We start from the raw sequence: 16,572 nt of genomic DNA, 5'->3' as shown, positions 1-16,572 counted from the left end.
GTAGCTATCACCAAGTTGTAATATTTTTCTACTGACGGAAATAAATATAAAGTTTTTTATACTTATAATTTTAATTAAAAACAAGTATTACCATCGCTTTTTAATGGGGCAAAAACGTGACTAAGACGAAATGAAACCTATAAAGTTTCTCTTAAGTCTGCCGATAACTTGCTCATTACCATTTATTATAAAAAAGGGAAACTATGTTTAGCCGAATGAAAATAGTGACTGGATTATTATCCATTCTTCTGTTGTTTGGTGTTTTGCAATTTATCTCCGGGGGAGTTTTTTACTCAAATATTATTGAGACAAGAAATGACCTGAATAAAACACTAACAATACAGGATCAACGTGAGCGCCTAGACGAAAGTTGGGCTAACTTACTCCAAGCTCGTAATAATATTAATCGCGCTGCGATTAGCTTTTTATTACAAGATAAAAACCTGAATGTGGATGATTCTCTTTCTGTTGACTATCTTACGGGTCTTGCTCGTAAAAATATGTCTCGTGCAGATGAGAAATTTAAAGAATTTGAAAAAAACATTACCGCTTATCAAGTTCACTCAGAAGATGATGTTCGTAGCCTAAAAGGGCGTTTTATCGAATATTTCTCTGCATTAAATCAATTGGAAATTTTACTTCAAGATAAGAATTTAAAAGATTTTTTTGAGCAACCAACGACAGGTTATCAAGATGCTTTTTATAAAGAATATCTTGCCTACGTTATGCGTAATGAGAAGTTTAATGATGAATTAAACGTGGCATTAGAAGCCTCTCACCAACGTACAGTTATCACAATGGTTGTTTTAGCCATTATCGTTATCTCTGCATTAATTTTATGCTGGTTTGCGTTACGTAATGCCTTGATTAGACCATTAAATTCACTTCTATTAAGTATTAAAACCTTCTCTGAAGGCGATTTACGTCCAAATATTGAAGTGAATGGCCGTAATGAAATGAGCTTGTTAGCAAATGGCTTAAAGCATATGCAACAAGAGCTTATTCAAACCGTTCGTGGAGTCTATCAGAGTACAGAAAATATTTATAACAGCACGAGTGAAATTGCGGCTGGAAATAATGATCTATCTGCACGTACCGAAGAGCAAGTGGCTTCATTAGAAGAAACCGCTGCTAGCATGGAACAGTTAACGGCAACCGTAAAACAGAATGCAGATAACGCTCGTCAAGCAAGTAACCTTGCTAATGATGCCTCAGATATCGCTCGTCAAGGCGGAAAAGTTGTTGCTAATGTGGTGCAAACAATGCACGACATAGCCGGAAGTTCTCAGAAAATCACCGATATTACTGCAGTTATCGATGGTATTGCATTCCAGACCAATATTTTGGCACTGAATGCGGCCGTTGAAGCAGCAAGAGCCGGTGAGCATGGTCGCGGATTTGCGGTAGTTGCCGGTGAAGTTCGTAACCTTGCACAGAGAAGTGCAGAAGCTGCTAAAGAAATAAAAACACTGATTGAAGATTCTGTAAGTCGTACTGAAACTGGCTCTGTGCTCGTTGAAAGTGCGGGTGAGACGATGACGCGTATTGTGGACTCCGTAACTCGTGTTACTGACATCATGGGCGAAATCGCTTCTGCATCAGATGAACAAAGTCGAGGGATTTCACAAGTTGGCCTTGCGGTGTCTGAAATGGATCGTGTCACTCAGCAAAATGCCTCTTTAGTAGAACAATCTGCAGCCGCTGCTGCTGGTCTTGAAGATCAAGCAGTTGCATTAACCCGCTTAGTTTCAATCTTCAAATTACCGGGTCAGGAAGAAAAAACGCTAGAAAGAAAGGAATCGGATGCAACCCCTGTAGTTAAAGCCGCTGCTCCACTTATAAAACCAGGAACCTCAGAAAAGAAAAAGAGCAGCAGTGTTGAAGATCCCGCTAACTGGGAAACTTTCTAACAACAACAAGTGGCTGACAAGCGGTGGCTTTTTACCACCGCTTTAAACGAGGTGAAGGCATGTTTAGGTTTCGCAAATTAAAGATATCCACCAGTCTATATTTATTACTGATGATGTTTTGCGTTATGCAGGTGATTTCTAGTGGCATTTCGCTAGGGATTGTCCATTTGAATAACGAACAGATCACCAGAGTTGATTTAGATACATCTAAGCGAGATGAGTTAGGATTAAGTTGGGCATCTTTAATACAAACACGTAATGCGATTAATCGTGTTGCTATCGCAGTGAAAACTGAACAGTCAACGGATTATATTCAATCTATTGAATCAATAGCACTTTCACGCTTGGAAACGGCGAATACTCATTTTCAAAATTTCCTTGCTGAAATAAATAAAGAGGCAATACCGACAGAAGAAAAAGAAATCGTTGAAGCGGTGAAAAATGATTACCACGTTTTATATGGTGCATTAACTGAATTACATAACATGTTAAAAAACGATAATTTCCAAGGTTTTTTAGACCAACCAACGGAACGTTATCAAACGGCAATGGAAAATTCATTTAACACTTATATGAATTATGTGCAGACAGAAATTACAGAATCGATAGAGCAAGGACATCGTTCTTATACTATCGCTATCTTAATGTTTATCGGCGCAATAGCGATGGTTATTGTTGTGTCAATCGCGGCTCACCGTTGGCTAAGTTTTAATATCATTAAACCTTTCGCAAGTTTAAGCCGTTATTTTAATGATGTTGCGACTGGTAAATTAAATCGTGAAATTCTTGTATTTACGGATGATGAAATAGGGGATGTGTTTAGACAATTACGAGATATGCGTGGTGAGCTAGCGCGTTCTATTCGTATTGTTCGAGATAACAGCCACGCTATGCATTCTGGCATTCAAGAAATTTCTAAAGGAAATACGGATTTATCCTCAAGAACTGAACAACAAGCTGCTTCATTAGAAGAAACTGCGGCAAGCATGGAAGAGTTAACAGCGACGGTAAAACAAAATGCTGATAACGCCCTACAAGCAAGTAAGCTCGCAGAATCTGCTTCTGAGACAGCCATGCGTGGTGGTCAAATTACGCATAGTGTTGTTGAAACCATGGATGCGATTACACAAAGTTCTCAAAAGATAGGAGCTATTATCAGTGTGATTGATGGTATTGCGTTCCAAACCAATATATTAGCACTTAATGCGGCCGTTGAAGCTGCACGCGCAGGCGAACAAGGACGAGGATTCTCGGTTGTTGCTGGAGAAGTTCGTAACCTTGCTCAACGTAGTGCTGATGCTGCAAAAGAAATCAAATTATTGATTGATGAATCTGTTTTACGAGTCTCTCAAGGTTCTCAACTCGTTAATAATGCAGGGCAGACAATGGAGGAACTCGTCACATCAGTAAATAAAGTCACTGAATTAATGGCAGAAATCGCCTCAGCTTCTGATGAACAAAGTAGAGGTATTCACCAAGTCGCTGATGCAGTCAGTCAGATGGATCAGGTGACACAGCAAAACGCTGCTTTGGTGGAGCAATCAGCATCTGCTGCCGCAGCATTGGAAGATCAGGCTAATAACCTTGTTGATGCTGTATCGGCATTCGAGTTGCCTGACACGGATGAGAGTAATACCTCTTCATCCCTAGAAGGTAATGGGTTGAAAAAAGCAGATAAAAAATCATTTTTTAAAAAGACCCATTAAAAAACAATGAAACGTAATGTTACTGAAGTCTTATCAGATATCGCTGCTCAACCGTTGGATATTTTTACTCAACGGTTCATGTTGTCCGATGATCAGTTCCAATCTATATGCCAATTGATTTATCAAAAGGCAGGTATTGTGCTGACTAACAACAAAAGGGAGATGGTTTATAACCGTCTCACTAGGAGGTTACGTGAATTACGGATGAATAACTTTGGTGACTATCTTGCGTTTCTTAAAAGTGATGTACGCAACCCTGAATGGCAAGAGTTTGTTAATGCTTTAACTACGAATCTCACTGCATTTTTCAGGGAAGCACATCATTTTCCTATTTTGGCGAAACATGCCAGAAAAAGAGCAGGAGCAGGGGGCGTCTACCGAGTATGGTGTGCAGCTGCATCTACTGGAGAAGAGCCTTATTCAATTGCGATGACTTTACGCGATGTTTTTGGGAATAACCCTTATAAAACCAAAATTATTGCCAGCGATATCGATACAAATGTGTTGGATAAAGCACGAAAAGGTGTTTACCGACAAGAAGAGCTTAAAACATTAAATGATGAATATTTGAAAAAATATTTTCTCAAAGGTGTCGGCGATTTTGAAGGATACGTAAAAATTAGACCACAAATCAGTGAAATGGTCTCTTTTCAGTATTTGAATCTACTCGACAAGCAATGGGATTTAGAAGGCAGTTTTGATGCGATTTTTTGTCGTAATGTCATGATTTATTTTGATAAAACGACACAACAAACCTTACTTAACCGCTTTACCTCATTACTTAAACCAGACGGAATGCTGTTTGTTGGGCATTCTGAAAATGTAAGCCAGCTTAGCAAGGATTTCTACTTGCATGGGCATACCGTTTACGGGCTGACACCAGCAAGGAGAGGTTATGAATAAAATAACGGTACTCTGTGTTGATGATTCGGCGCTAATGCGCCAAATCATGCGAGAAATCATCAACAGTCATAGCGATATGGAAGTTGTTGATTGTGCACCAGATCCTATAGTGGCTCGTGACTTAATAAAAAAGTACAACCCACAGGTATTAACGTTAGACGTTGAAATGCCACGTATGGATGGTATTGATTTCTTGGAAAAACTGATGCGATTAAGACCGATGCCTGTCGTTATGGTTTCATCATTAACAGCTAAAGGCTCAGAAGTAACGCTAAAAGCGTTAGAACTGGGTGCTGTTGATTTTGTGACTAAACCACAGCTTGGTTTACGTGAAGGTATGCTCGCTTATAGTGAACTGATTGCAGAGAAAATTCGTGCAGCCGCTCTTGCACGAATTAGTCGGCGCGAAGTTCAAGTAGTGCCTTCTAAATCATTGTCATTTACACCGATGATTTCGAGTGAAAAGTTGATTGCTGTAGGTGCATCAACTGGTGGCACAGAGGCTATTCGTAATTTTCTAGAACCATTACCCGTTACCAGCCCAGCGGTGTTGATTACACAACATATGCCAGCAGGGTTTACACACTCATTTGCAGAACGATTAAATCGTTTATGTCAAATCAGTGTAAAAGAAGCTGAAGATGGAGAACGTGTATTACCAGGGCATGCGTATGTTGCGCCGGGTGATTATCACATGGAGCTTCGTCGCAATGGTGCTAACTACCAGATCCACATTAATAAAGAACCTGCAGTAAACCGCCATCGTCCTTCAGTCGATGTACTATTTCGTTCAGTTGCAAAATATGCGGGGCGTAATGCCATTGGCGTTATTTTAACTGGAATGGGAAGTGATGGTGCTGCTGGGTTATTAGAAATGCGTCAAGCAGGAAGTTATACCTTTGCACAAGATGAAGCGAGTTGTGTCGTCTTTGGTATGCCTCGAGCTGCGGTTGAAATAGGCGCAGTTGATGAGGTGAAAAGTATAAGCTCAATGAGTAAAGCGGTACTGATGAAAATCAGTAGCACGCAATCATTGCGTATCTGATTAAGTTCAGTTTAAAAAGCAACACAGTAATTTGCCGATATATTTTGAAGGAGTTTTCAATGGCAAGTAAGGATCTGAAATTTTTAGTGGTTGATGATTTTTCAACAATGCGCCGCATAGTTCGTAATTTGCTAAAGGAATTAGGATTTACGAATGTAGAAGAAGCAGAAGATGGTGCTGACGCGTTAGCTAAATTACGCAATTCGGCAATTGATTTTGTGATAACAGACTGGAACATGCCAAATATGGATGGTCTAGAGCTTCTTAAAAATATTCGTAGTGATGCGGGACTTGCAGCAACACCAGTATTAATGGTGACCGCTGAAGCTAAAAAAGAAAATATCATTGCAGCAGCGCAAGCCGGTGCAAGTGGGTATGTTGTTAAACCTTTTACAGCAGCAATTCTTGAAGAAAAACTAAATAAAATTTTTGAAAAACTGGGCATCTAAGGAGTCGCAATGAGTGGGAATCCAATTATGCCGAAAGATAATATTGAAATGACATCTGATATTATCAGCCGGATCGGACAATTGACGCGGATGTTGCGCGACAGTTTGCGAGAATTAGGATTGGATAAAGCAATAGCCGAAGCAGCAGAAGCCATCCCTGACGCTAGGGAACGATTGGATTATGTTGCTCAAATGACCGCTCAGGCAGCTGAGCGTACATTGAATTGTGTCGAAGCTGCGCAGCCTAAACAGGATGCGTTAAGTGCCGATGCGACTAAGCTTACTGAACGTTGGGACCAATGGTTTGAACAGCCAGAAGAGCTGAAAGATGTACGCTCTCTTGTAACAGATACCCGCAATTATTTGCGGGATATCCCTGAGAGTACGGCTTTTACTAACAGTCAGTTACTGGAAATTATGATGGCACAGGATTTCCAAGATCTGACAGGTCAGGTGATTAAGCGCATGATGAGTGTCGTTCAAGAAATTGAAAAGCAACTCGTGATGGTATTAATGGAAAACCTGCCACCAGAGCAACTTGAAAAGTCTAATGTGAAAAAAGAGACTGATTCTTTATTAAATGGTCCACAGGTTAATAAAAACAATGCTGGTGTGATCAAAAACCAAGATCAAGTTGATGATTTGCTAGAAAGTCTAGGTTTTTAACCTGTGATGAGTTTTAGGGCGATAAGGACGTTGAGATATGCAGGACGCATTCGCTCTATGCTCTGCTCTTTTAGGATGGTGTACTTTATGGATAAAAAATCACGTAATAACGCTTTGATAGCCCACGCTATTGAAGAAAATGTAAGCCGCTTTTTTTAAGCGGCTTTCGATGTTGCTTAAATCAGGATCAATATAAGAAAGTACATTATTTTCTGTGAATTTCGCTGATTTCCTTATAATTAGCGACAATACTACCTTTATTGTTATTTTTATCATTAGATTGCTTTCTAAGCGCCTACCGCCATAGCCCAAAAAGCCCCGTAAATTTGCGATTGTTCAGCCCATCAATTTCCTCTGAATTTGTCATGCTTAGAGTCATTTCATTCATGCTTTTAATCTCATTATCTAAATCGGACAGACTGTGGCTGAAGATAGCGATCTCGAAAAAACAGAAGACCCCACACCCCATAAACGGGAAAAAGCTAAAAAGGATGGACAAATTGTCCGTTCTAAAGAGCTTTCATCCGTTTTAATGATCTTGGGTGGTGTGAGTTTGCTGTGGATGAGTGGTGGATTTATCACTCGTGGGCTACATGCCATGTTAACGGAAGGATTTACATTTAATCATCACCTTATTGGTAATGAGAATTTGTTGATCCCTCGATTTGGTAGCTTGATTAAACAAGCTGTTTTTGCGTTATCACCTGTGTTTTTTGGTTTAGTGCTTGTGGCAATTGGTGGCTCTGCTTTATTAGGTGGGATTAACTTTAGTAGTAAATCTATTAAGTTTGATCCGAAAAAATGGAACCCTATTTCTGGGTTAAAACGTATATTTTCAATGAATGCGTTAGCAGAGTTATTTAAAGCGATACTAAAATCAACCTTTGTGGGGATCGCGGCAACCGTTTTTTTATGGCACAACTGGAACGATATTCTTCATCTGATCACACTTCCTCCGCTTAGTGCATTAGCCAATGCGATGCAATTGCTGATTTTTGCTGTCTACATTACGGTTTTTATGCTGATCCCGATGGTGGCATTCGACATTATTTTCCAAATCCGTAGCCATCTGAAAAAGCTACGTATGACGCGCCAAGAAATTAAAGATGAATTTAAACAGCAAGAGGGTGATCCTCAACTTAAAGCGCGTATTCGTCAGCAACAACATGCTATGTCTCGCCGTCGAATGATGGCTGATGTACCGAAGGCTGACGTTATTGTTACGAACCCAACACACTATGCTGTCGCATTGCAATATAACGACAAAATGACCGCACCTAAAGTGTTAGCGAAAGGTGCAGGGGCTATTGCGTTAAAAATTAAAGAGATTGGTGCAGAAAATCGAATTCCGCTTCTAGAAGCGCCACCGCTTGCTAGGGCGTTATATCGTCACAGTGAAATAGGCCATGCAATACCTTCAACCCTTTATGCCGCGGTTGCAGAGGTGCTTGCATGGGTTTATCAACTGAAACGATGGAAAACCGAAGGTGGTTTAAAACCTAAACAACCTATGAACTTGCCAGTGCCTCCCGCACTGGACTTTGCTGGAGAAGATAATCGTCATGGCTAATTTGGCCTCATTACTCCGCTTGCCGGGAAATTGGAAAAGTTCTCAGTGGCAGATACTGGCAGGGCCAGTGCTTATCTTGTTGATACTGTCAATGATGGTATTGCCATTGCCACCTTTTCTATTGGATTTATTATTTACCTTTAATATCGCACTTTCGATCATGGTGCTGTTAGTGGCAATGTTTACAAAACGTACTTTAGACTTTGCTGCTTTCCCGACTATTTTGCTGTTTACCACGTTGTTACGTTTATCATTAAACGTTGCTTCAACACGTATCATCTTAATGGAAGGACATACAGGGCCAGAAGCTGCAGGGCGCGTTGTTGAGGCCTTTGGCCATTTCCTTGTTGGCGGTAACTTTGCTATCGGTATTGTGGTCTTTATCATCCTTATTTTGATTAACTTTATGGTTATCACCAAGGGTGCGGGACGTATTGCTGAAGTGGGTGCTCGTTTTGTATTAGATGGAATGCCGGGTAAACAGATGGCAATCGATGCTGATCTGAATGCGGGCATTATTAACGAAGATGAAGCTAAAAAACGTCGTAAAGAAGTTTCATTAGAATCTGACTTTTACGGCTCAATGGATGGTGCGAGTAAATTCGTTCGTGGTGACGCCATCGCAGGCTTAATGATCCTTGTGATTAACGTGGTGGGGGGCCTTATCGTCGGTGTCGCTCAACACGGAATGGCGTTAAACGATGCAGCAACGACTTATACTCTTTTAACCATCGGTGATGGTCTGGTTGCTCAAATCCCAGCATTGATTATCTCAACAGCAGCGGGTGTTATTGTTACTCGTGTTGCAACAGATGAAGATGTTGGGCAACAAATGGTGACTCAACTATTTGATAATCCTCGTGTACTGATGTTAACAGCTGGGGTGTTAGGCTTGTTAGGTTTAGTCCCGGGAATGCCTAACTTTGTTTTCCTCTTCTTCACAGCAGCATTAGGTGGATTGGGTTGGTATATTTTACGTCGTAACGCTAACCCTGAAGTGCAACAACAAAAAGAGATGGAAGAAGTTGAGAAGCAAAACCGTGTTGTTGAAGCGTCATGGGAAGATGTGCAACTGGAAGATCCATTAGCGATGGAAGTGGGATATCGCTTAATTCCAATGGTAGATAACCGCCAAAATGGTGAGTTATTAGGACGAATTAGCGGTATTCGTAAAAAGTTTGCTCAAGAGACAGGCTACCTTCCTCCTGTTGTTCATATTCGTGACAATATGGAGTTAAGACCTTCTTCTTACCGTATTTTGATGAAAGGGGTTGAAATTGGTCATGGAGAAGCGCATCCGGGGCGTTGGTTAGCAATTAATCCGGGTAATGCAGTCGGCTCTTTAGACGGTGATATCACTCAAGAGCCAGCTTTTGGTTTACCCGCGGTTTGGATTGATGACAGTTTAAGAGAGCAAGCACAGGTTCAAGGCTATACCGTTGTTGCGGCAAGTACTGTTATTGCAACGCACTTTAACCATGCATTAACGAAATACGCATCAGAACTATTTGGTCGCCAAGAAGCACAAATGTTATTTGATAGGGTCAGTAAAGAGCTCCCTAAAATGACAGAAAATATGATCCCAGATATGCTTTCACTCACGGTGTTGCATAAGGTATTGCAAAATCTGCTTTCTGAGCAAGTGCCTATTCGTGATATGAGAACCATATTAGAAGCCTTAGCAGAGCATGCACCAGAACAAAAAGATCCGGCCGAATTAACGGCAGTGGTTCGTGTTGCACTTCGCCGTGCGATTACACAACACTGGTTTGGTGATCAAGATGAAATCCAGGTGATTGGTTTAGATGCAAGCTTAGAACGTATTTTGGTTCAAGCAATGCAAAGTGGTGGTGGATTAGAGCCGGGTCTTGCTGAAAATATTGAACAACAAGCGGCAGATGCTGTACGCCATCAAGAGATGTCTGGTGGTGCTCCAGTATTATTAGTGAATCACACATTGCGTTCATTACTTTCACGCTTCTTACGGCGTAGTTTGCCACAATTGGCGGTGTTATCGAATATGGAAATTAGTGAAGGTCGTCGGATCCGTATGACATCAATGATTGGTGGGCAACCACATTAATCATTTTCGTTGATATACCGTTATCTACCGCTAAGGCCACTTTATTAAGTGGCCTTTTTTATATTGATAGACATGAAGAGGGATGTGTTCGCGCTTTTATTTATGATAAAGGGTAAAGCTGGTACATCAATAAATAGGTGGTTTGATGATGTTATGAAAAGTGTAGTAATAATTTGAATAATAAAGAAATAAAGGCTCAATTAATAGTGAAAATGTAGATAAGAGAAATAAAGTGTTACGAGAAGAAGATAGATAATAGTGATGTATAGTGGCTTAAAGTTAATAACGTTTTATCAATAAAGAAAAACGCCATCAAGATTGATGGCGTATCATGTGAATTCTAATAATTATCGAGAAAACCTAAACCTGAATTTTTCGCCCAGCTAATGTAGAGCGCTGTGCTTGACCATCAGAACCATAAAGGGTTGGGCTGTGGTTCTTCTGCAAAAAACGGATAGCATCACTATTACGAGAAATATGTTGCTCTAATAGTAATCCGTTATGTTGATTAAGATGTTTTAGCTCCGCCGTAATATCCATTATCTGTATCCATAAATCAGATAAGAATGGTAATCCGGTGTAAGGTTTTTCTACACCAGCTTGTAAGCTTAGCGTATGACGCTGTTGGTCTGTATGACCTAAAGCCGACAAGACAAAATTCTTCTGTTCAGTAACTTCGTGAAGTGCATTGATATCAATGTTACCTGCACACAATAACTGTTGTTCAGCACGTAGAATACTGGCAATAGTATTGAGCTGTGATAATTGAAGATCTAAAGTCTGGCGGAGTTCTTCCATCATAATCATTAAAATATTATTGAGTTATGCTTTCAGCAGCTTCACGGAAAAGAGCATCCGCGATTTTACCGCTGTCCATGGTTAAGGTTCCGTTGGCAATTGCTTCTTTTAAACGAGCAACTTTCTCAACGTTTATGTCTTTATTTCCAGGCTGAACAAGTTTTTTCTGTGCTTCACTTAATTTAACCGAAGTGTCACCTGTTGCAGTTTTTTGTTCAGTTGTTCCCGATTTACGTGAGCCCTGTGTAACTTCACCTGGGTTACGTTGTGCAATTGCGTTAATCGGAAGCAGTGGATTTGCGCGTTCAATACTCATAGGAAAATCCTTTGTTAGGCATCAATTAATAGTCAGATGAAGCCATTGTAAAACAACCTATGTGTTTTCGCCTATCATCTTGGTTCTTTATATCGGCTATAGAATCAAAAACTTTAATGTTACTTGTCATACTCGTCATACTTCAAGCCGTAGCGTTGTTGACTGCATTCACTCACACTAGTCACATACTTATGTATGCTCCTAGCGATTCGTTCATTTGTCGCCTAGCTACAGCTTGAATTATTTAGAGTATCTACTGGCGATGCTTTAAATTTGCGCCTAGCTACAGCTTGAATTATTTAGAGTATCTATATTAGATGCTTTAAATTGTTGTCTAACTACAGCTTGAATTATTTAGAGTATCTATATTAGATGCTTTAAATTGTTGTCTAGCTACAGCTTGAATTATTTAGAGTATCTATATTGATGCTTTAAATTGTCGCAATTATTTAGAGTAAAAAATGTAACGTAAGAGAGTTTACCTTGGCTTGCCATAACTGAAACGAGTAACAAGCAATTCAATATAGGCTTATTCTGCTTATCAGCTTTTTAATTTATTAAAGTGGGATGCGAACAGAGCCATTTTCAAGTGCTTCACCAGTGACGATTTGTCCTGATTTTACTCTTACTCGGATCGTTTCATTGGCCACGGCGTTGTTTACCGCTTTGCCCTCATAACGGATCTGAAAGTGAGGACCTTGTGCAAATACCGTTACTGTTTGTCCTGCTAAAATTGCCCAAGGGCGACGAACCATGGTTGATGTTAAGGGTTTACCTGCGGATATTTGTCTCATCGCAATCGCATTTTTAATTAATGCGGGATCGCGCAATACATCATAAGGCTGTTTTTCTAACTCGCCTGTTGCCATGCTGACAGTAGATATTTCAATGATGTCATCACGATTAATATCTTTTTTTGCGATTAAGTATTTACCTTTAACGCTAACATCAACTTGAATAAAACGACGTTGTTTATCACATTGAATGGGAATTGAAAGACGTCCCCAATTGCGAGAACCTGCGTGGCGTTGGATCTCTTGCGTTTGACACACTGGCCATTTCTCTTCAGGTGTTAAAACAGTGACTGTCACTTTATCGCCTTGTTGATGAAGCGCGACAAAGAAATCTTGTAGTTCTTCAGGGAGTGATTTAGCGATACTTACATTCACCATAAAGAAAAAAGAAAACAGACCGATAAGAGTTTTAACTAACATAGTTTGTATCACCTTACAGAGTTGATGCTAATTGTGCATTTGTACTTATTTAGCCAGCACAGTGTACATCGTCTCTACACGCCTTAAACGCATAAATAGCAATCCAATTTACGCCTATTCCTCCAATCATCTTTTTTTTGAGCGTTTATTCTGTCAACTGAAATTGTTTTATCAGCTGAGGTAAGTGGCTTAGCCACCAAGGATAGAAGATGCTCGATAAATTAGAAAATACGTTTCATTTTCAACAAGAAGCGCTCTCAATACGCAATAAACGCCAAGAAATCCTCGCTGCGAATATCGCGAACGCAGATACCCCAGGCTTTCAGGCTCGTGATATTGATTTTGCTTCTGAATTGAAAAAAACCATTGAAAACGGACGTACTGGTAGTCATGGCATGCAATTAGCGATGACATCAGAGCGCCATATCCCAATCAAACCTGGTTATCGCTTAGAGGCAGACTTACTCTATCGCGTGCCTCATCAAACTGCGATGGATGGTAATACTGTGGATATGGACATGGAACGTAGTAATTTTGCTGACAATAGCCTTAAGTATCAGGCTGATGTGACATTTATTAATTCACAAGTTAAAAGCATGATGTCTGTATTGCAACAGTAAGGTAAAGAGCATGTCTTTATTTAGTATTTTTGATATTTCAAGTTCAGCACTTTCAGCGCAATCACAACGTTTAAACGTGAGTGCCAGCAATATGGCAAACGCCGACAGTGTTGCGGGGCCAGATGGCGACCCTTATCGTGCAAAGCAGGTTGTTTTTCAGGTAAATGCACCAGCCGGCCAAGAAATTGGTGGTGTGCGTGTCACCGAAGTAGTGGATGATCCAGCCCCATTTCGTATGGAATATCAGCCAGGGCATCCTTTTGCCGATGAAAAAGGATATGTACGTATGCCGAATGTTGATGTCGTGGGTGAAATGATTAATACCATCTCTGCTTCTCGTAGCTATCAAGCTAACGTTGAAGTCATGAATACGGCAAAATCACTGATGCAAAAAACACTGATGATAGGTCAATAGGGAGAATAAATTGTGGGTATTTCCTCCTCAATGAATGAACCTTATGATAATACCATTATCGGGGATGCACCTTCTTCATACCATACGAAAAAAAGTGGTAGTGATGATATTAAAGGGAATTTCCTGACACTTCTCATCACCCAGATGAAAAATCAAGACCCAACAAACCCAATGCAAAATAATGAGTTAACATCTCAGTTAGCTCAAATTTCAACCGTTGAAGGTATAGAAACACTGAATAAAACAGTGAATAACATTGTTGGGCAAATTGATCAAAGTCAGGCATTGCGAGCATCTTCCTTAGTTGGCCGTGGTGTCATGGTCGCTGGGAATAAAATTGTTGTCTTTCAGCCAACCGATGGTAAAGATGAGACTGAAAAACCCGGTGACGGGGATGACACAATTCCAACACCTGATACTCAAAATGAAAAAACACGTCAGCAAATGGGAACGTATAAAGCAGATGATACGGACCCAAATACCCCTGATAGTGAACACCTTTTTTCAACACCTTTTGGTTTTGAATTACTCAGTCCAACCGATTCTCTTACGATAAACATCACCAATGCGAGTGGTGTGACTGTTCGTACGATCAATATGGACAAAAAGATGCTACCGGATGTTTATAACTTCTCTTGGGATTGTACAGATGAAGATGACAATCCTGTTCCAACAGGAAGCTATAAATTTACCGTTAACGCCACGCTTAATGATGCTCAGGTCCCTGTTAAGACACTGAATTATGCGCTGGTGAATAGTGTGTCCATGGTGGATGGTGGTGCCCGCCTTGATGTTGGCTTAGGTAATACCGTTTCATTGGATGAAATTCGTCAGGTTCTTTAACTAACACATATTCAACTTGGAGGGCGCATGTCCTTTTCACAAGCAGTAAGTGGTTTAAACGCAGCAGCCGCAAACTTAGATACTATCGGTAACAATATTTCTAACTCCGCAACCTACGGTTTTAAAGGTGCAAGTGTTTCTTTTGCAGATGTTTTTGCAGGATCTGGTGCAGGTCTAGGTGTTAAAGTTGCAGGTATTAGCCAAAACTTTAAAGATGGTAGTATCACAACGACTAACCGTCCAACAGACGTGGCGATTTCTGGCGGTGGTTTTTTCCGTATTGAAGATCAAAACGGCGGTGTTTTTTATTCACGTAATGGTGAATTCGGTAAAGATAAAAATGGTTTCCTGACTAACATGCAAGGTATGCGTGTAACAGGTTATCCAGTACAAAGCGTTGATGGTAAAAACGTGGTTCAAAAAGGGGCAACGCCAACACCTATTGTTATTCCTACTGATATGATGAATGCAAGTGCAACCGATAAAGTAGATATGACGGTTAACTTGAACTCAGCTGAAGAAGTCATTGATCAAACAACTCATGCGTTTGATCCTAAAGATAATGATTCTTATAACTTCAGTACTAACGTAACGACTTACGATAGCTTAGGTAATGAACATAACCTGAACTTATTCTTTGTAAAAACAAAAGATAATGAATGGGAAGTTCATGCTCAAGACTCCACAACAGGTGAGCCAGCTCAAAATCTAGGCAAGTTAGTTTATAAAAATAACGGTGTATTAGACGAAGCGGCAACCAGCATTAATAATTTCACTACCGTATCTTATAAAGGTTCAGAAACCATGAGTATGGCAATGAACTTTACAGGTAGTACCCAACAGAAAGTTGCTGAATCAAGCGTATCTAAATTAGCGCAAAACGGTTATCAAGCGGGTGAATTCACCAACTTCCGTATTGAGCAAGATGGCTCAATCATGGCGACCTACTCAAACCAACAAAGCCAAGTTGTTGGTCAAATCGCATTAGCTAACTTTGCAAATGCAGGTGGCTTAAGTTCACAAGGCGACAATATGTGGTCTGAAACTAACGGTTCAGGTTCACCGATCGTCGGTGTTGCAGGCTCTGGTGTATTCGGCAAATTAACCAATAACGCATTAGAAGCGTCTAACGTTGATATGAGCCAAGAGTTAGTCAACATGATCGTTGCTCAACGTAACTATCAATCAAATGCACAAACCATCAAGACTCAGGATCAAATCCTGCAGACTCTGGTTAGCTTGCGCTAATAACGCCGGAAATAATCTGTTATGGATCATGTGATTTATACCGCGATGGGCGGCGCCAGACACTCGATGGAAAATCAAGCTGTCGTGGCGAACAACTTAGCAAACGCATCAACGCCTGGATTCAAAGCGCAGCTTAGTGCAATGCGAGCCGTACCTGTCAATGGCGATACCTTACCAACTCGTACATTAACGGTAGCTTCAACGCCTGGTAGCGATCAGAGTCAAGGAACGATGAACTATACCGGCAGATCAATGGATGTTGCATTAAGTGATAACGGTTATTTGGCTGTTCAGCTTGATGACGGCACCGAAGCCTATACCCGAAACGGAAACATCCAACGTAATGCAGATGGCATGTTGATGGTGCAAGGACGTTTGTTAATGGGGGATAACGGTGCGATTGAAGTACCTCCTCAGGCAAATGTCAGTATTGCTAATAACGGTATTGTGACTGCGCATGTTCCCACTGATCCGCCAAAAATGTTGGGTCAGATTGGTCGTTTAAAAATGGTAAAACCAGAGCAAAACGACTTAGTTCGTGGTGATGATGGATTATTCCATTTATCACCGAAAGGAGCAGCGCGTGCTGGTGAGGAATTACCTGCGGATGATAGCGTGAAGGTGTTAGCTGGTGTGTTAGAAGGCAGTAATGTTAATCCAGCAGAAGCCATGGTCGATATGATAGCAAACGCAAGACGTTTCGAAATGCAAATGAAGGTTATTCATAGCGCTGATGAAAATGCGCAAAAGGCTAACCAACTGCTATCACTGAGTTAAATAGTGTAA

Annotated in this window: 16 protein-coding genes; 13 read left to right on the top strand and 3 right to left on the bottom strand. The window is 40.6% G+C overall.

Going from position 1 to position 16,572, the window contains the following annotated elements:
• The first annotated feature begins 203 nt into the window (after positions 1-203).
• From ABN256_RS03840 to flhA, 8 genes are all read left to right on the top strand, one after another.
• A complete protein-coding gene (locus ABN256_RS03840) occupies positions 204-1,910 on the top strand; it encodes a methyl-accepting chemotaxis protein (RefSeq protein ID WP_115349987.1) in 1,707 nt (568 codons plus the stop codon).
• A 59-nt stretch (positions 1,911-1,969) separates the two neighbouring features.
• Entirely contained in the window at positions 1,970-3,616 is a 1,647-nt protein-coding gene (locus ABN256_RS03835; RefSeq protein WP_197269049.1) for a methyl-accepting chemotaxis protein, read from the top strand.
• Positions 3,617-3,622: 6 nt separating this feature from the next.
• Positions 3,623-4,519 (top strand): protein-glutamate O-methyltransferase CheR, encoded by an 897-nt coding sequence (gene cheR, locus ABN256_RS03830; RefSeq protein WP_072068535.1) that lies wholly within the window; start codon positions 3,623-3,625, stop codon positions 4,517-4,519.
• Complete coding sequence (locus tag ABN256_RS03825; protein ID WP_109407821.1) at positions 4,512-5,564, top strand: protein-glutamate methylesterase/protein-glutamine glutaminase; 1,053 nt, start codon at positions 4,512-4,514, stop codon at positions 5,562-5,564. Before cheR ends, ABN256_RS03825 begins: the two co-directional genes overlap by 8 nt.
• A gap of 59 nt (positions 5,565-5,623) precedes the next feature.
• A complete protein-coding gene (gene cheY, locus ABN256_RS03820; RefSeq protein ID WP_023581807.1) occupies positions 5,624-6,013 on the top strand; it encodes a chemotaxis response regulator CheY in 390 nt (129 codons plus the stop codon).
• A 9-nt stretch (positions 6,014-6,022) separates the two neighbouring features.
• Positions 6,023-6,679: a protein phosphatase CheZ gene (gene cheZ / locus ABN256_RS03815; RefSeq protein WP_023581808.1), complete on the top strand. Its 657-nt coding sequence runs from the start codon at positions 6,023-6,025 to the stop codon at positions 6,677-6,679.
• A 421-nt stretch (positions 6,680-7,100) separates the two neighbouring features.
• Positions 7,101-8,249, top strand: coding sequence for a flagellar biosynthesis protein FlhB (flhB, locus tag ABN256_RS03810; protein ID WP_072068533.1), 1,149 nt, complete (start codon positions 7,101-7,103; stop codon positions 8,247-8,249).
• Positions 8,242-10,332: a flagellar biosynthesis protein FlhA gene (gene flhA, locus ABN256_RS03805; RefSeq protein WP_072068532.1), complete on the top strand. Its 2,091-nt coding sequence runs from the start codon at positions 8,242-8,244 to the stop codon at positions 10,330-10,332. The genes flhB and flhA overlap by 8 nt, the downstream gene beginning before the upstream one ends.
• Positions 10,333-10,692: 360 nt before the next feature.
• Here flhA and ABN256_RS03800 read toward each other — a convergent pair whose 3' ends face one another.
• The 3 genes from ABN256_RS03800 to flgA all read right to left on the bottom strand — a co-directional run bounded on the left by ABN256_RS03800 (position 10,693) and on the right by flgA (position 12,660).
• Entirely contained in the window at positions 10,693-11,130 is a 438-nt protein-coding gene (locus ABN256_RS03800; RefSeq protein ID WP_072068531.1) for a flagella synthesis protein FlgN, read from the bottom strand.
• A 16-nt stretch (positions 11,131-11,146) separates the two neighbouring features.
• Positions 11,147-11,446, bottom strand: coding sequence for a flagellar biosynthesis anti-sigma factor FlgM (gene flgM / locus ABN256_RS03795; protein ID WP_036935733.1), 300 nt, complete (start codon positions 11,444-11,446; stop codon positions 11,147-11,149).
• Between the two features lie 557 nt (positions 11,447-12,003).
• Positions 12,004-12,660: a flagellar basal body P-ring formation chaperone FlgA gene (gene flgA, locus ABN256_RS03790; RefSeq protein WP_349439148.1), complete on the bottom strand. Its 657-nt coding sequence runs from the start codon at positions 12,658-12,660 to the stop codon at positions 12,004-12,006.
• 209 nt (positions 12,661-12,869) lie between these two features.
• On the opposite strand from flgA, the gene flgB reads away from it, so the two are divergent.
• The 5 genes from flgB to ABN256_RS03765 are packed head-to-tail and all read left to right on the top strand — an operon-like array spanning position 12,870 to position 16,563.
• A complete protein-coding gene (gene flgB, locus ABN256_RS03785; protein ID WP_072068529.1) occupies positions 12,870-13,280 on the top strand; it encodes a flagellar basal body rod protein FlgB in 411 nt (136 codons plus the stop codon).
• Positions 13,281-13,290: 10 nt separating this feature from the next.
• Positions 13,291-13,695: a flagellar basal body rod protein FlgC gene (gene flgC, locus ABN256_RS03780; RefSeq protein WP_023581815.1), complete on the top strand. Its 405-nt coding sequence runs from the start codon at positions 13,291-13,293 to the stop codon at positions 13,693-13,695.
• A gap of 12 nt (positions 13,696-13,707) precedes the next feature.
• Positions 13,708-14,538 (top strand): flagellar hook assembly protein FlgD, encoded by an 831-nt coding sequence (locus ABN256_RS03775; RefSeq protein WP_072068528.1) that lies wholly within the window; start codon positions 13,708-13,710, stop codon positions 14,536-14,538.
• A gap of 27 nt (positions 14,539-14,565) precedes the next feature.
• A complete protein-coding gene (gene flgE, locus ABN256_RS03770) occupies positions 14,566-15,786 on the top strand; it encodes a flagellar hook protein FlgE (RefSeq protein WP_072068527.1) in 1,221 nt (406 codons plus the stop codon).
• A 21-nt stretch (positions 15,787-15,807) separates the two neighbouring features.
• A complete protein-coding gene (locus ABN256_RS03765) occupies positions 15,808-16,563 on the top strand; it encodes a flagellar basal body rod protein FlgF (RefSeq protein WP_196553714.1) in 756 nt (251 codons plus the stop codon).
• The last annotated feature ends 9 nt before the right edge of the window (positions 16,564-16,572 follow it).

This window comes from Proteus sp. fly-1008, assembly GCF_040140305.1.
Classification (GTDB): Bacteria; Pseudomonadota; Gammaproteobacteria; order Enterobacterales; family Enterobacteriaceae; genus Proteus; species Proteus vulgaris_B.
Note: the sequence above shows the minus strand (reverse complement) of the source record. Positions and strands in the feature narration are given on the sequence as shown.

Bases quoted from the DNA above. Each gene is read 5' to 3' on its own strand.
- ABN256_RS03840 (WP_115349987.1), top strand. From the start codon at position 204: ATGTTTAGCCGAATGAAAATAGTGACTGGATTATTATCCATTCTTCTG.
- ABN256_RS03835 (WP_197269049.1), top strand. From the start codon at position 1,970: ATGTTTAGGTTTCGCAAATTAAAGATATCCACCAGTCTATATTTATTA.
- cheR (WP_072068535.1), top strand. From the start codon at position 3,623: ATGAAACGTAATGTTACTGAAGTCTTATCAGATATCGCTGCTCAACCG.
- ABN256_RS03825 (WP_109407821.1), top strand. From the start codon at position 4,512: ATGAATAAAATAACGGTACTCTGTGTTGATGATTCGGCGCTAATGCGC.
- cheY (WP_023581807.1), top strand. From the start codon at position 5,624: ATGGCAAGTAAGGATCTGAAATTTTTAGTGGTTGATGATTTTTCAACA.
- cheZ (WP_023581808.1), top strand. From the start codon at position 6,023: ATGAGTGGGAATCCAATTATGCCGAAAGATAATATTGAAATGACATCT.
- flhA (WP_072068532.1), top strand. From the start codon at position 8,242: ATGGCTAATTTGGCCTCATTACTCCGCTTGCCGGGAAATTGGAAAAGT.
- ABN256_RS03800 (WP_072068531.1), bottom strand. From the start codon at position 11,130: ATGGAAGAACTCCGCCAGACTTTAGATCTTCAATTATCACAGCTCAAT.
- flgM (WP_036935733.1), bottom strand. From the start codon at position 11,446: ATGAGTATTGAACGCGCAAATCCACTGCTTCCGATTAACGCAATTGCA.
- flgA (WP_349439148.1), bottom strand. From the start codon at position 12,660: ATGTTAGTTAAAACTCTTATCGGTCTGTTTTCTTTTTTCTTTATGGTG.
- flgB (WP_072068529.1), top strand. From the start codon at position 12,870: ATGCTCGATAAATTAGAAAATACGTTTCATTTTCAACAAGAAGCGCTC.
- flgC (WP_023581815.1), top strand. From the start codon at position 13,291: ATGTCTTTATTTAGTATTTTTGATATTTCAAGTTCAGCACTTTCAGCG.
- flgE (WP_072068527.1), top strand. From the start codon at position 14,566: ATGTCCTTTTCACAAGCAGTAAGTGGTTTAAACGCAGCAGCCGCAAAC.
- ABN256_RS03765 (WP_196553714.1), top strand. From the start codon at position 15,808: ATGGATCATGTGATTTATACCGCGATGGGCGGCGCCAGACACTCGATG.